At 69.2% G+C, this 14,126-nt stretch carries 14 protein-coding genes; 9 read left to right on the forward strand and 5 right to left on the reverse strand.

What is annotated here, in order from left to right; all coding sequences use genetic code 11:
- The first annotated feature begins 50 nt into the window (after positions 1-50).
- Positions 51-908: a hypothetical protein gene (locus VAPA_RS24075; protein WP_021012621.1), complete on the forward strand. Its 858-nt coding sequence runs from the start codon at positions 51-53 to the stop codon at positions 906-908.
- An 18-nt stretch (positions 909-926) separates the two neighbouring features.
- Here the strand turns inward: VAPA_RS24075 and VAPA_RS24080 are convergent, their stop codons facing one another.
- Positions 927-1,868, reverse strand: a complete 942-nt coding sequence (locus VAPA_RS24080) for a LysR family transcriptional regulator (protein WP_021012622.1) — start codon at positions 1,866-1,868, stop codon at positions 927-929.
- Between the two features lie 110 nt (positions 1,869-1,978).
- On the opposite strand from VAPA_RS24080, the gene VAPA_RS24085 reads away from it, so the two are divergent.
- Positions 1,979-3,202 (forward strand): MFS transporter, encoded by a 1,224-nt coding sequence (locus VAPA_RS24085; RefSeq protein WP_021012623.1) that lies wholly within the window; start codon positions 1,979-1,981, stop codon positions 3,200-3,202.
- Positions 3,203-3,264: 62 nt separating this feature from the next.
- Here the strand turns inward: VAPA_RS24085 and VAPA_RS24090 are convergent, their stop codons facing one another.
- Entirely contained in the window at positions 3,265-4,263 is a 999-nt protein-coding gene (locus VAPA_RS24090; protein WP_021012624.1) for a serine hydrolase domain-containing protein, read from the reverse strand.
- 33 nt (positions 4,264-4,296) lie between these two features.
- Positions 4,297-4,512, reverse strand: coding sequence for a hypothetical protein (locus tag VAPA_RS24095; RefSeq protein ID WP_021012625.1), 216 nt, complete (start codon positions 4,510-4,512; stop codon positions 4,297-4,299).
- A 228-nt stretch (positions 4,513-4,740) separates the two neighbouring features.
- Between VAPA_RS24095 and VAPA_RS24100 the strand changes: the two genes are divergently transcribed.
- The 7 genes from VAPA_RS24100 (at position 4,741) to VAPA_RS24130 (ending at position 11,565) form a co-directional block, all read left to right on the forward strand.
- Positions 4,741-5,328: an NAD(P)H-dependent oxidoreductase gene (locus VAPA_RS24100; RefSeq protein ID WP_021012626.1), complete on the forward strand. Its 588-nt coding sequence runs from the start codon at positions 4,741-4,743 to the stop codon at positions 5,326-5,328.
- A complete protein-coding gene (locus tag VAPA_RS24105) occupies positions 5,325-6,599 on the forward strand; it encodes an amidohydrolase family protein (RefSeq protein WP_021012627.1) in 1,275 nt (424 codons plus the stop codon). The genes VAPA_RS24100 and VAPA_RS24105 overlap by 4 nt, the downstream gene beginning before the upstream one ends.
- A 15-nt stretch (positions 6,600-6,614) precedes the next feature.
- A complete protein-coding gene (locus VAPA_RS24110) occupies positions 6,615-7,478 on the forward strand; it encodes a creatininase family protein (RefSeq protein ID WP_021012628.1) in 864 nt (287 codons plus the stop codon).
- A 74-nt stretch (positions 7,479-7,552) separates the two neighbouring features.
- A complete protein-coding gene (locus tag VAPA_RS24115) occupies positions 7,553-8,539 on the forward strand; it encodes an ABC transporter substrate-binding protein (RefSeq protein ID WP_021012629.1) in 987 nt (328 codons plus the stop codon).
- Between the two features lie 11 nt (positions 8,540-8,550).
- Positions 8,551-9,381: an ABC transporter ATP-binding protein gene (locus VAPA_RS24120; RefSeq protein WP_021012630.1), complete on the forward strand. Its 831-nt coding sequence runs from the start codon at positions 8,551-8,553 to the stop codon at positions 9,379-9,381.
- Positions 9,378-10,181: an ABC transporter permease gene (locus tag VAPA_RS24125; RefSeq protein ID WP_021012631.1), complete on the forward strand. Its 804-nt coding sequence runs from the start codon at positions 9,378-9,380 to the stop codon at positions 10,179-10,181. The genes VAPA_RS24120 and VAPA_RS24125 overlap by 4 nt, the downstream gene beginning before the upstream one ends.
- A gap of 10 nt (positions 10,182-10,191) precedes the next feature.
- Positions 10,192-11,565: an FAD-binding oxidoreductase gene (locus VAPA_RS24130; protein WP_021012632.1), complete on the forward strand. Its 1,374-nt coding sequence runs from the start codon at positions 10,192-10,194 to the stop codon at positions 11,563-11,565.
- Between the two features lie 19 nt (positions 11,566-11,584).
- On the opposite strand, the gene lnt is transcribed toward VAPA_RS24130, so the two are convergent.
- Complete coding sequence (gene lnt / locus VAPA_RS24135; protein WP_021012633.1) at positions 11,585-13,174, reverse strand: apolipoprotein N-acyltransferase; 1,590 nt, start codon at positions 13,172-13,174, stop codon at positions 11,585-11,587.
- Positions 13,174-14,052 (reverse strand): HlyC/CorC family transporter, encoded by an 879-nt coding sequence (locus VAPA_RS24140; RefSeq protein WP_021012634.1) that lies wholly within the window; start codon positions 14,050-14,052, stop codon positions 13,174-13,176. The genes lnt and VAPA_RS24140 overlap by 1 nt, the downstream gene beginning before the upstream one ends.
- Positions 14,053-14,126: the final 74 nt, after the last annotated feature.

The following is a 14,126-nucleotide window of genomic DNA, read 5'->3' on the forward strand; positions in this document are numbered from 1 at the left end:
CGCACGAATTGTTACGCTATGTATCGAGAACAACAAAGTCCAAACATTGCATGGATCCACTGCCCCCGCCCGACGTGGCCCTTTCGATCTCCTACGAGGCCCGCGCGAAGGCCGTGGCGCTCTATTGCGATGCCATCGTGCGCATGCACTGGGGCGAGCGGCTCATCAACAAGATCTTCGGCCGCGCCATGCAGTCGCACGCCGCGGGCCGGATCGTGGTGCAGCACTACCGCTGGAAGGAGGAAGGCGCCGAGCGCCCCACGCTGGCGCTGCTGCAGCGCAATGCGAGCCGCGGCACGCGCACGCTGGCCAGCTTCGTCGCCGTGCTGCGGCTCACGGGCATGGTGACGGCGGAGGCCGATGCGGGTGATCGCCGCGTGCGCTACCTGGTGCCGCAGGAACGGCTGGTCGCCGGCCTGCGCGCCTGGATTGCCCACCACCTGCGCTGCTGCGAGGCGCTGGGGCTGCTCGACGCCGGCCATGCGGCAAGGCTCTCGGACGATCCCGCCTTTTTCAGCGCCTTCGTCAGCCGGGCCGGCCGCATCCTGGACCAGGTGGCGTTGCACCGCGGCCGCTTCGGCGGCTGGACCTGGTTCGACGACCGCGACGGCGGCGGGCGGCTCGCGATGCTGCTGCTGCGAGACCATTTCGAGGCGAACCCGGTGCCATGCTCGCCTTTGGTGGCGTTCCCGTTGCGCGCACGCGAGCTCGCCGAGGGACTGGGACTTTCGCACTCGCATGTGCGCGGCGTGCTGAAGGAAGCGATCGAGGCGGGCCACCTTGCGCACGACGCAGGGCGGGCGCAGGTACGGCTCACGCCGCGCTTCCGGGATGAAATGATGAGCTGGCTGCTGCACTTCCTGTCGTGGTTCGCCGATGCCGCGCATGCGGCGCGGCGGGCCTGCTGACGCCGCGCACGGCAGCGTTCAGGAGGCGCCGGCCTCCCATGCACGGCCCGCCGGGTCGGCCAGCGCGAGCCGCATCGTCTCGATGAAGCGGCGCAGCCGCGCAGGCTGGAAGCGCGACGGCGGATAGATCAGGTACACCGGCAGCGGCGCTGCATGCCATTGCGGCACCAGCTGCAGCAGCCGGCCGGCGGCGATATCCTCGTTCATGAGCCAGGCCGAGGCCACGCAGGCGCCCAGGCCCATGCGGGCGGCGCTTTGCAGCGCATAGAGGCTGTCGGTGCTCATGCGCGGGCGGATCTGCACCCGGGCGATCTCGCCGGTCGGCCGGTGCGTGAGCAGCACCTCGCTGCGATAGAAGGTGCGCAGCGCGAGCCACGGCAACTCGGCCAGCTCCGCGGCATGCGCGGGCGGCGTGCGCCCGGCCAGCACCGAGGGTGCGGCGACCACCACGCGCGGCACTTCCGAGAGCTTGATCGCCACGGCCATGGTGTCGGTCAGCTCGCCGACCTGGATCGCGCAGTCGACGCCTTCGGCGATGAAGTCGGGCCGGCGGTCGTTCAGCAGCCATTCGACGGCCACCCGCGGATAGGCGCGAAGGTAGTCGGCCAGCGGACCGACCAGCAGCAGCTGGCCCAGCGCATGCGGGGCCACCACGCGGAGGGTGCCCTCGGGCTCGTCGCCCACGCCGCGCAGGTCGGCTTCGAAGGCGTGCCAGTCCGCGATCAGCTCCCGGGCGCGCTCGTAGCAGCGCTCGCCATCTTCAGTGAGCTTCATGGCGTGCGTGGACCGGCGCAAGAGCCGCACCCCCAGCGAGCGCTCCAGCGCCTGCAGCCGGCGGCTCACCGTGGGCTGCGTCGCCCCCATCTGGAGCGCGGCGGCCGAGAGGCTGCCGGCCTCGACGATATGGACGAAGGTCTGCATCAGCTCGATGCGGTCGGCGGCGGGAGCAGGAGTCGACATGGCCTGGTTTATACGTTGAGCGTATGGACATTGTGCGATCCACGGGACTACCAAGCCAAGCTCCGTGGGTGCACATTTCAATCCTCGCTCGATATTCAAGGGTTAATACCATGTCCTCCATTCAAACCGTGCATGCAGCGACGGGCGCCGCGCCGGAGGGGCGCGACCTGCCGGCATCGCTGGTCCTGCTGCTGGCCACCGGCGCGGGCCTGTCGGTGGCGTCGCTCTACTACGCCCAGCCGATGCTCGGGGTGCTGGGCGCCGACATCGGCGCCTCCACCCGTTCGGTGGGTTTCATTCCCACGCTCACGCAACTGGGCTACGCGCTCGGCATCCTGCTGCTGGCGCCGCTGGGCGACCGTTTCGACCGGCGCCGCATCGTGCTGGCCAAGGCGGCCGCGCTGTGCGCCGCGCTGCTGGTGGCCGGCGCCGCACCGTCGATCGGCGTGCTGCTCGCGGCCAGCCTGGCCATCGGCCTGGCGGCCACGATGGCGCAGGACATCGTGCCCGCCGCCGCCACGCTGGCGCCCGAGGCCACGCGCGGCAAGACGGTCGGCACGGTGATGACGGGGCTGCTGCTGGGCATCCTGCTGTCGCGCGTGGTGAGCGGCTTCGTGGCCGAGCACTTCGGCTGGCGCGCGATGTTCATCGCGGCCGCAGCCAGCATCGCGCTCATCGGCGCGGCCGCCTGGCGCGGGCTGCCGCGCTTCCGGCCCACCACGCACCTGGCCTACGGCGCGCTGCTGGGCTCGCTGGGCACGCTGTGGTCGCGCCACGGCGCGCTGCGCCGCGCCGCGCTGGCCCAGGCGCTGCTGGCGGTGGGATTCAGTGCCTTCTGGTCGACGCTGGCCGTGATGCTGCACGGCGAGCCCTTCCACCTGGGCAGCGCAGCAGCCGGGGCCTTTGGCCTGGCCGGCGCGGCGGGCGCGCTGGCGGCGCCGCTGGCCGGGCGGCTGGCCGACCGGCGCGGGCCGGAGCTGGTGACGCGCCTGGGCGCCGGGCTGGTGGTGGCGTCGTTCGCGGCCATGGGCCTGGCGCCGCTGATGCCGCCGCAGGCGCAGCTCTGGCTGCTGGCGCTCGCCGCGGTCGGCTTCGACCTGGGCATGCAGGCGGCGCTGATTGCGCACCAGACCATCGTCTACGGCATCGAACCCGGTGCGCGCAGCCGGCTCAACGCGGTGCTGTTCACCAGCATGTTCATCGGCATGGCGGCGGGTTCGGCGCTGGGCGCACTGGCGCTCGCACAGTGGGGCTGGGCCGGCGTGACCTGGCTGGCCACCGGCACGGCCGCCGCCGCGCTGGCCGTGCGGCTCTGGCCGCGCCAGGCAGCGTAGCTGTCGGCCGGCGGGGCGGGCCGGAACACCGGTCAGGGCCCCGCGCCGACATGACGTGACGCCTAACGGGATGGCTCCTTCGCACGCTGTTGCGCTGCCGCGAAGAGTCGCCCGCGGATCAACTTCATGGCCTGGAAGCGCTGCAGGCTCTCGCGCGACACCGCCGATGTGGTTGCGATCACCAGGTCCAGAGGCGGATAGACCCAGACGAACTGCCCGCCGTACCCCGCCGCCATGAAGGTCGGGCGGACGGCATTGGAGCGCACGACCCACCACATGTAGCCGTAGGGCAAGGACAGGGGCAAGCCGCCCGCACTTTGAGGGCGCGTTGCATCGTGGACATAGGCCTCGAGCAAGATCTGCTGCCCCGCCCAGACGCCGTTCTGCAAATACAGCTGGCCGAGCTTCGCCATGTCGAGCGTGCGCATGCTCAGCCCCTGTTGATAGGAGGGCTCGCCCAGCGCCAGCGGCCCGACCAGGTGCCGCCTGGCGTAGTCGGGAACGGACATGCCGGTGGCCCTCTCCAGCACGACCGACAGCATTGGAATCAACGCGTTGTCATAGGCGAACGCTCGGCCCGGATCGTCACGCATGGGCCGCTTCCACGCGTCTTGAGGGTGCCCCGCCGTGGCCGTTCCGGTCGGGTCGTTGACCTCGAAGCCCGCGGTCATCGTCAGCAGGTGACGCACCGTGATCGCCGCAGCCCGCGGGTCGGGGTTCAGCCCTGCCCACTCGGGCACCAGCGAGACGATACGCTCGTCGAGGCTCGCGAGGTGCCCCTGGCCCCATGCGATGCCCGTCAACGTGGACAGCGCACTCTTTGACACCGAGTGCACATTGCGCAGTGTGTCAGGCGAGCCGTCGCGGTAGAACTGGTAGACGACGCGGCCTTGCCACACGACAACCGCGCTCTGCACGTCGGGAGACTCTTCCCTGATTGCCTGATCGATCCCCGCGAACGCAACCGTGTCCTGGGCCTGCTCGGCTGCCGAGGCGTTCCTCCATTCGGCAGGCCGTTGAGCCTGTGTCATCGGGACCAAAGCGGCGAGCAAGAAGAGCATGCTGCAACGCAGCTTCCAACAGCGGATCACATTTCATCCAAACGACTGGCTCGCCGTCCGGTCGCTGCGGCGCTTGGCGTCAGCCTCGATGTCCTCGGGTGAAAGGGGGACCATCGGCCCCTGGGTCACTGCACGCGAGTAGCGTTCCCCGTCGGGGGAATTGAACATCTTGAACCACTTCCACCATCCGTATACGGCGACGGCCACGATGGCAAGAATCGCGATGACAACCCACAGATTTGACAGCATCGGTGCAACTCCTTGAATGCGCCGGTGCACGGGGACCGGTCCGCATGCTCATTGTGAGCAATCGTCGGTCAGCACGCACTCGCAGGTCCAGTGTCCTTCCGCAGCGCAAATTCAAACTGAAAACCGGCAGTCGCCGCAGAGCCGCCCCATCTCCCCAGGCTGGTGCATCCGGACTGGCACGTCGCTTGCATAACCTGACCACTTGCTCTGATTAAGCGGTCAAACACCATGCGCGTGCTCGTCGTCTACTGCCATCCGGTCGAAACCAGTTTCCACGCCGCCCTCCACCAGGAGGTGCTGAAGAACCTGCGCGCGGCCGGGCACGAGGTGGACGACTGCGACCTGTATGCCGAGGGTTTCAATCCGGTGCTCTCGCGCGAGGAGCGGCTCGGCTACCACGAGGTGCCGGGCAACCAGCTGCCGCTCAAGCCCTATGTGGAGCGGCTGCAGTGGGCCGAGGGCATCGTGTTCTGCTTTCCGACCTGGTGCTTCGGCCTGCCCGCGATGCTCAAGGGCTACTTCGACCGGCTCTTCATGCCCGGGGTGGCCTTCGACATCAGCGATCCGGCCAACGTGAAGCCGATGCTCACGCACATCAAGCGCATCAGCGCCGTGGTCACCTACGGACGGCCGCGCTGGATGGCGTGGTACATGGGCGATCCGCCGCGCAAGATCGTCACGCGCTACATGCTGCGGCTCACGGGCCGCCGCGCCCGCGTGGACTACCACGCCCACTACCACATGAACGTGGCGACCGAGCCCCAGCTCGAGCGCTTCATGGCACGGGTCGGCGCCGCAATGGCGCGCTTCGCATGAAGGCGCCCGCCCTGCTCGACAACGCGCGCCTGCCGCGCTGGCTGCTGCCCGCCGGCTGGCCCGAGCGCGACGGCGTGCCCGTGCTGGCGCGCCTGGCGCTCGAGGCCGGCCGCGTGCAGTCGGTGCGGCCCGCCTCCGACGGCGAGGAGCCCGATCCGGCAGACTGGGACCTCGCCGGCACGCTCGTGCTGCCGGGCTTCGTCGACGCCCACACGCACCTCGACAAGGCCTTCACGCTGCCGCGCATGAAAGAGGTGCAGCCCGGCCTGCTCGGCGCCATCGACGCGATGCTGGCCGACCGCGTGCACTGGAGCGCCAGCGACGTGCACGAGCGCGCCGCGCGCGGCCTGCAGTGGGCCTGGGAATGCGGCACCACGCACCTGCGCACGCATGTCGACTGGTGGGAGCCCGATACGGTCCCGCTGGCCTGGCCCGTGATGGCCGAGCTGGCGCAGGAATGGGCCGGCAGGGTGCGGCTGGAGCAAGTCAGCCTCATCAAGCTGCCGCTGTTCGAGGACGCCGCGCAGGCCCGGCGGCTCGCCAGGCAGGTGAAGGCCACGGGGCCGCATGCGCTGCTCGGCGGCTTCGTGCATTCCACCAACTGGAGCGGCAACGCGCTGCGCAACCTGCTGGTGGCGGCGCAGGCCTGCGATCTCGATGTCGACCTGCACGTCGATGAAGAACTGAATTCCGCGGCGGTCGGCTTGCAGACCACCGCCCGCATCCTGCGCGAGATCGGCTTCGAAGGCCGCGTGGTCTGCGGCCACGTCTGCGCGCTGGCCGCGCAACCCGAAGCCCAGGCCCTTGCCACGCTCGATGCGGTGGCGCGCGCGCCAATCACCATCGTCTCGCTGCCCGCCACCAACCTGCTGCTGCAGGATGCGGTGACGGGCCGCACGCCGCGCATGCGCGGCATCACGCTGGTGAAGGAAGCGCGCGAGCGCGGCATTGCGCTGCTGTTCGCGAGCGACAACGTGCAAGACCCGTTCTGCCGCCTCGGCAGCTTCGACCCGGTCGAGGCGCTGGGCACGGCCGCACTGGTCGCCCAGCTCGACGCCCCCTTCGACGACTGGTCGCAGGCGCTGTGCCGCGGCGACTGGCTGCAGCGCGCCTCCGCCACGACGGCGCCGACGCTGGTCGGCGCCAGGGCCGACCTGGTGCTGTTCACGCAAGCCGACCGCCATGGCTGGCCCTCGCGCAGCGCCACCCGCGTGGTGCTGCGCGACGGCCGCGTCACGCACGGCGATGCGGCGCCCTTCCTTCCCCGCTGACAAACAAGGACACCCATGCTCCACGGCTACATCCCGCCCCACCGCTTCCTGCCCTACCTGAGCTGGACCGAAATCGCCGCGCTGCCCGACCGCGAGAACACGGTCATCGTGCTGCCCTGCGGCGCCATCGAGCAGCACGGCCCGCACCTGCCGTGCTCGGTCGACAGCGTGATCGCCTCGGGCGTGATGGGCAAGGCGCTCGAGAAGCTGCCGGCCGAGGTGCGCGCCTTCGCGCTGCCCACCATCACCTACGGCAAGTCGGAAGAGCACCTGCACTTTCCCGGCACCATGACGCTCACCGGCACCACGCTCTTGTCGACCGTCACCGAGATCGGCGAGTCGGTCTACCGCGCGGGCTTTCGCAAGCTGCTGTTTGCCAACGGCCACGGCGGCCAGCCGCAGGTGCTGGAGATGGCAGCGCGCGAGCTGCGCCTGCGCCATGGCGACTTCGTGGTGGTGCCGCATGGCGTGTCGCGCCTGCCGAACGCATCGAGCAAACAGATCGGCGAGCAGGAAAAGCGCCTGTCGATGCACGCCGGCCATTCCGAGACCGCGCTGATGCTCGCGCTCGCGCCCGACACCGTGCACATGGAGCGCGCGGCCGCCAACTTTCCGCCGCCGTTCCCGATCAAGCTGCTGTCGGCCGACGGCCGCCCGGCCTGCGCCTGGACCGCGCGCGACTTCGGCCCCAGCGGCGTGATCGGCGACCCGACCAGCGCCACGCGCGAACAGGGCCAGGAGATCCTGGACACGCTGTCCGACAGCTGGGCGCAGGCGCTGACCGAGCTGCATGCGCTGCGCTGGGTGGTGCGCGAGGAAGCCACCTGGGAGCGCGGCCACCAGCAGGGCTTCATCCAGCAGTCCTTCGAGGCCGCCTGAGGCGCGCTACTTGCATCCGGTTCATCGCCCTTTTTTCCACCCGTTCCTTCACCAGCCTTCGAGAGGTTCCCACCATGCGCTCCTTCGCTCTTTCCATGGCCGGCGCCGCCGCGCTCGCACTGTTCGCCGCTGCCGCACCGGCCCAGGCGCAAGACAAGTTCACCTACATGACCAACTGGTATGCGCAGGCCGAGCACGGCGGCTTCTACCAGGCGGTGGCCCAGGGCATCTACAAGAAGCACGGCCTCGACGTGACCATCAAGATGGGCGGCCCGCAGGTCAACATCACGCAGATGATGGCCGCGGGCCAGGCCGACTGCATCATGGGTTCGAGCGACATCCAGATGATGCAGGTGCGCGAAGGCGGCGTGCCGGTGGTCAACGTGGCGGCCTTCTTCCAGAAGGACCCGCAGGTGCTGATCGCGCACGACGACGTGAAGAAGTTCGAGGACCTCAAGGGCAAGACGCTGCTGATCGGCGCGCAGGCCAACCGCGGCTACTGGCCGTGGCTCAAGGCCAGGTTCGGCCTCACCGACGAGCAGACGCGCCCCTACACCTTCAACATCCAGCCCTTCGTGGCCGACAAGAACACCGCGCAGCAGGGCTACCTGACCTCGGAGCCCTACGCGATCCAGAAGGCCGGCGTGAAGAGCACCGTGCTGATGTTCAGCGACCACGGCTTCCCGGCGTACGCCACCACGGTGTCGTGCATGGAAAAGACCGTCAAGGACCGCAGCAAGCAGGTGGAAGCCTTCGTGAAGGCATCGGCCGAGGGCTGGAAGAGCTACCTCGCCGATCCGGCGCCCGCCAACGCGCTGATCAAGAAGGACAACCCCAACATGACCGACGACCAGCTGGCCTACAGCGTGGCCAAGCTCAAGGAAATGGGCATGGTCACCGGCGGCGATGCGGCCAAGCTCGGCATCGGCGTGATCACCGACGCGCGCTCCAAGGCGAGCTACGACTTTCTCGTGAGCGCCAAGCTGCTCGACCCGGCGAAGGTGGAGCTGGCCAAGACCTACACCACCGAGTTCGTGAAGGACGCCAAGGTTTTGCCCTGAGCCATCCATCCATGAACCGCATCGAACCCCACACCCTCGCGCCGCCCGCGGCGCCTGCCGTGCCCGCGGTGGAAGTGCTCTCGGCCGAGAAGACCTATCCCAACGGCACGCAGGCCCTGCTGCCGGTGGACCTGTCGATCGCAGAAGGCGAATTCGTCACACTGCTCGGGCCTTCGGGCTGCGGCAAGAGCACGCTGCTCAAGATGGTGGCGGGCATGCTCGAACCGAGCGACGGGCGGCTGCTCGTGTGGCGCAAGCCGGTGGCGCAGATCCACAGCTGCCCGCACAAGCTGTCTTTCGTGTTCCAGTCGGCCACGCTGATGCCGTGGGCCAGCGTGCGCACCAACGTGCGGCTGCCGCTCGACCTGGCCGGCGTGCCGCGCAAGGACGCCGACGCTCGGGTGATGGAATCGCTCGCGCTGGTGGGGCTCGAGAAGTTTGCCGATGCATTGCCGCGCGCGCTCTCGGGCGGCATGCAGATGCGCGTGTCGATCGCGCGCGGGCTGGTCACGCAGCCCGACCTGCTGCTGATGGACGAGCCCTTCGGCGCGCTCGACGAGATCACGCGCCACAAGCTCGATGCCGACCTGCTCGACCTCTGGCGCAAGAAGAAACTCACGGTGATCTTTGTCACGCATTCGATCCACGAGGCGGTGTTCCTGTCGACCCGCGTGGTGATGATGGCCGCGCGGCCGGGCCGCGTGGTGGAGCAGTTCCACATCGACGAGCCCTACCCGCGCACACCCGACTTCATGGTGACGCCGGAATTCGCGCGCCATGCCAGGCGCCTGCAGGACAGCCTGCTGCGCGCCAGCCAGGCCGACGAGGAGCACGCACGATGAAAAGCCCGCCCCTCCTGAGCCAGCCGCGCGTGCAGCGCGTGGTCTATCCCGTGCTCATCGGCGTGGTGCTGGTCGCGCTGTGGCAATGGATGGTGGTCGCCATGGAGTTGCCGCCCTACCTGGTGCCCTCGCCCTTCCTCATGGTGCAGACGCTCGTCACCGACTGGGCGCCGCTCGGCAATGCACTGCTGGTCACGCTCAAGATCACGCTGCTGTCGTTCGCGCTGGCCACCGTGGCCGGGGTGCTGATCTCGTTCCTGTTCGTGCAGAGCAAGCGCATCGAGACTGCGCTCTTTCCGTATGCGGTGCTGCTGCAGGTGACGCCCATCGTGGCGGTGGCGCCGCTCATCATCATCTGGGTGAAGAACCCGACGGCGGCGATGACGGTGTGCGCCGCGCTGGTGGCGCTGTTCCCGATCATCAGCAACACCACGCTCGGCCTGCGCAGCATCGACCCCGATCTGCAGAGCTACTTCAAGCTCAACCGCGCGACGCGCTGGCAGCAGCTGGTGCGGCTGCGCATCCCGAGCGCGCTGCCGTACTTCTTTGGCGGGTTGCGCATCTCGAGCGGCCTGGCGCTGATCGGCGCGGTGGTGGCCGAGTTCGTGGCCGGCACGGGCGGCTCCGGCGCGGGGCTGGCCTACCAGATCCTCCAGGCCGGCTTCCAGCTGAACATTCCGCGCATGTTCGCGGCCCTGCTGCTGATCTCGCTGACCGGCGTCGCGCTCTTCGTGCTGATGGCCTGGCTCACCAAGCTGGCGCTGGGCTCGTGGCACGCGAGCGAACTTTCCCAGGATTGAACCCTTGACCATGAACGCTTCCATTTCCGCCATCGAACAGCTGTTGTTCGAACTGCCCGACCTCGACTGGATCACCGACGAAAGCCGCGTGGCGCGCCTGTCGCAGGACTTCTCGTGGTTCAGCCCGGTGCTGAACCGACGACTGAAGGACAAGCGCGCCGACGTGGTCGTGCGTCCGCGCACCGAGGACGAGATCCGCGCCGTGGTCGGCGCCTGCGCGCGGCGCAACCTGCCGATCACCATCCGCGGCAGCGGCACTGGCAACTACGGGCAGACCACGCCGCTCGCGGGTGGCGTGGTGCTCGACATGACGGGCTACAACGCCTTCCTGTGGGTAAAGCCCGGCGTCGCCCGCGCACAGGCCGGCATTCGCCTGGGCGAGCTCGAGAAGCAGACCAGGCCCTCGGGGCAGGAGATGCGCAGCGTGCCCTCCACCTACCGCAGCGCCACGCTCGGCGGCCTGTTCGGCGGCGGCTTCGGCGGCGTGGGCTCCATCAACTACGGGCCGCTGGGCGCGCCCGGCAACGTGCTGGGCATCCGCGCGATGACCATCGAGGCCGAGCCGCAGATGATCGAGCTGCGCGGTGCCGAGGCCATGCGCATGCACCACCTCTGGGGCACCAACGGCCTGGTGCTGGAACTGGAGATCGCACTCGCACCGGCGCATCCCTGGCTCGAGACGCTGGTGACTTTCGACAGTTTTGCAGACGCACTGCACTTCGCCGACAAGCTGGCGAATGCGCCCGGGATCGTGAAGCGGGAAATCGCTTTCTTCGCCGCGCCGATCTCGGACCACCTGGCACAGCTCGCCGCGCACCTGCCCAGGGGCTGCCACACGGTGCTGTCGCTGGTGGCCGAATCCTGCGAAGCGGCGATGCTGCAGCTGGCCGAGGCGCACGGCGGCACCGTGAGCTACCGCAGGACGGCGGCCGAGGTGCAGAAGAGCAACCGCACGCTGATGGAATTCACCTGGAACCACACCACGCTGCACGCGCTCAAGGTCGATCCGACGCTCACCTACCTGCAGAGCGGCTTCGGGCCGGGCCGGCACGTCGAGCAGATCATCGAGATGGAGCAGCTGCTCGGCGGCGAGGTGATGATGCACACCGAGTTCATCCGCAACGTGGCAGGGCTCATGACCTGCAGCGGGCTCCAGCTGGTGCGCTTCAGCACCGAGGAGCGGCTCGCGGAGATCATCGACATTCACCGCGCGCACGGCGTGCACATCAACAATCCGCACGTGAACATCGTGGAAGACGGCAAGGCGGGCGGGCCGCTGCCGCCCGAGGTCATCGAGATGAAGAAGCGCTTCGACCCGATGGGCCTGCTGAACCCGGGCAAGCTGCGCGACTGGCCCGTGAAGGCCGCACCGGCAGCGGCCTGACGGTGATGGCGCCGCCGCGTCAGCCCCGGCGCCGGCGCAGCACGAAGGCGATGGCCACGATGGCGATCGTCCCGATCCACAACGGCCACAGCCCGAACGGTGCCACCCAGCGCGCATAGGGCGTGAGCCCCCTGCGGCCTTCGACCGACGCCTCGAGCACGCCGCGCGTGAGGCGGGGCAGCTGGTGCGTGACGCGGCCTTCGGCATCGATGACCACGGTCGCGCCGGTGTTGGTGGCCCGCACCATCGGCCGCGCGAATTCGAGCGAGCGCATGCGCGAGATGGCCAGGTGCTGGTCGATGGCCACCGAGTTGCCGAACCATGCGATGTTGCTCACGTTGAGCAGGATGGTCGGCGCCGTGGCCTCGTCCTTGAAGTTGGCGCCGATCTCGTCGCCGAACAGGTCTTCGTAGCAGATGTTCGGCGCAATGCGCTGGCCCTGCCAGGCAAAGGGCGCCTGCGCCAGGCCGCCGCGGGCGAAGTCGCCGAGCGGGATGTTCATCATGCGGATGAACCAGCGAAAGCCCGGGGGAATGAATTCGCCGAAGGGAACGAGGTGGTGCTTGCTGTAGCTGTAGGGCTGCGCCGCGCCGGGCTGGAAGCCGAGCACCGCGTTGCTGTAGGTGCCCTGGCCGCCCAGCGGCAGGCCGACGATGGCGGCCTGCGTGCCCTGGCTGTAGCGCGCCTGTATCGCCTCCAGATAGCCGGCGGGCAGTTGCTGCGGCAGCAGCGGCAATGCGGTTTCCGGCGTCACCACGAGCGAGGCCCTGGCGTCGCGCAGCTGTTCTCCATACCAGCGCAGCGCCAGGTCGATGCCGCCGCCGGGAACGAATTTTTCGTCTTGCGGGATGTTGCCCTGCAGCAGTGCCAGCTGCAGGCTGCCGCTCGAGCCCTTGGCGCCCTGCGCGTCGCCGGGCAGCGGTGCCACGAGATGCGGCGCGGCGAGTGCAGCGGCGGCAATTGCCAGGGCCTGCGCGAGTGCGATGCCGCGCACGGGCCGGGTCAGCGCCACCAGCGCGGCCACCAGCGCGGCAACGGCGCCAATGCCGTACACGCCGATCCACGGCGCCCAGGCCGCCAGCGGCCCCTCGACGTGCGCATAGCCGCCCGCGCCCCAGGGCAAGCCCGTGAACCAGCTGCCGCGCACGAGTTCGGCCAACGTCCACAGTGCGGCGAACACCAGCGCGCCGGCCACGGGCCCGCGCGGCCCGCGAACGACGAACCAGGCGCAGGCCACCGTGTAGTACAGCCCGAGCGCGGCCGCCAGCAAGAGCACCGCGATGGCCGCGAGCGGCGCCGCAAGCCCGCCGTAGGTGTGCATCGAAATGAAGAGCCACCAGAAGCTGCCGGTGAGCCAGGCGGTCGAGAAAAGCCAGCCATGCAGGCCGGCGCGGCGCCAGCCGGCACCTTCGGCGCGCAGCCGGTCCAGGAGGCCGACGAGCACAGCCAGCGAGATCAGCTGCAGCCACCACAGCGGGCGGCCGTTCGCGGGCCAGGCAATGGCCGCGGCCTGCGCGAGGCCCGCGAAGGCAAATCCGAGAAGGCGCAGCAGCCCCACGGCGGAAAAGGCGGGCGACGTGCGGAGCGTGGCCGCTGCGGGCAGCGGCATCAGTCGGCCGCGTCGCTGCCGCGGGCCGGAGACACCTTGAACCAGCGCACGGCGCCGCCCTTGGTGTGCAGCACCACGAAGTCGAAGCCGCCGATGGCGTGGTGCTCGCCGCGCTTGGGCACGTGGCCCATCTCGTGCGCGATGAGCCCGCCGATGGTGTCGAAGTCTTCGCTCAGCTGTTCTTCGTCGAAGACGATGCCGAAAGCCTCGGCCACGCGCTCGATGGGCGTGTCGCCCGAGACGCGGTAGGTGTGGTCGGCCAGGCCGAAGATGTCGCCCTCGTCCTCGGCAATGTCGAACTCGTCCTCGATCTCGCCGACGATCTGCTCGAGCACGTCCTCGATGGTGATGAGCCCGGCCACGCGGCCGAATTCGTCGATCACGATGGCCAGGTGGTTGCGGTTGCCGCGGAACTCGCGCAGCAGGTCGTTCAGGCCCTTGCTCTCGGGAACGAAGGTGGCCGGTCGCAGCAGCGCGCGGATGTTGAGCCCCGGCGCGCGCTGCAGCTTGAGCAGGTCCTTCGCGAGCAGGATGCCGATGATGTTTTCCTTCTCGCCCTCGTACACCGGGAAGCGCGAGTGCGCGGTATCGATGACCAGGTGCAGCAGCGCGTCGAAGGGCGCGTCGATGTTCACCAGGTCCATGCGCGGGGCCGCGACCATCACGTCGCCGGCCGTCATGTCGGCCATGCGCAGCACGCCCTCGAGCATGACGCGCGACTCGGCGCCGATCACCTCGTTGTCCTCGGCGTCCGCGAGGGTTTCGATCAGCTCGTCGCGCGAGTCGGGACCGGGGTGGATGAATTCGGCCAGCTTCTGGAGAAAGCCGCGCTTGTCTTCCCGTTCAACGGGTGCGCGTTCAGGGTGAGGTTCGGCCACTGCGGGAGGCTTAGTTGAAGAGATACAAGGATACCGGATTGCGCGTGACAGGCTCTACCGCGCGGCCGTCACAG

Source organism: Variovorax paradoxus B4 (assembly GCF_000463015.1).
In the GTDB taxonomy this organism is placed as follows: domain Bacteria; phylum Pseudomonadota; class Gammaproteobacteria; order Burkholderiales; family Burkholderiaceae_C; genus Variovorax; species Variovorax paradoxus_E.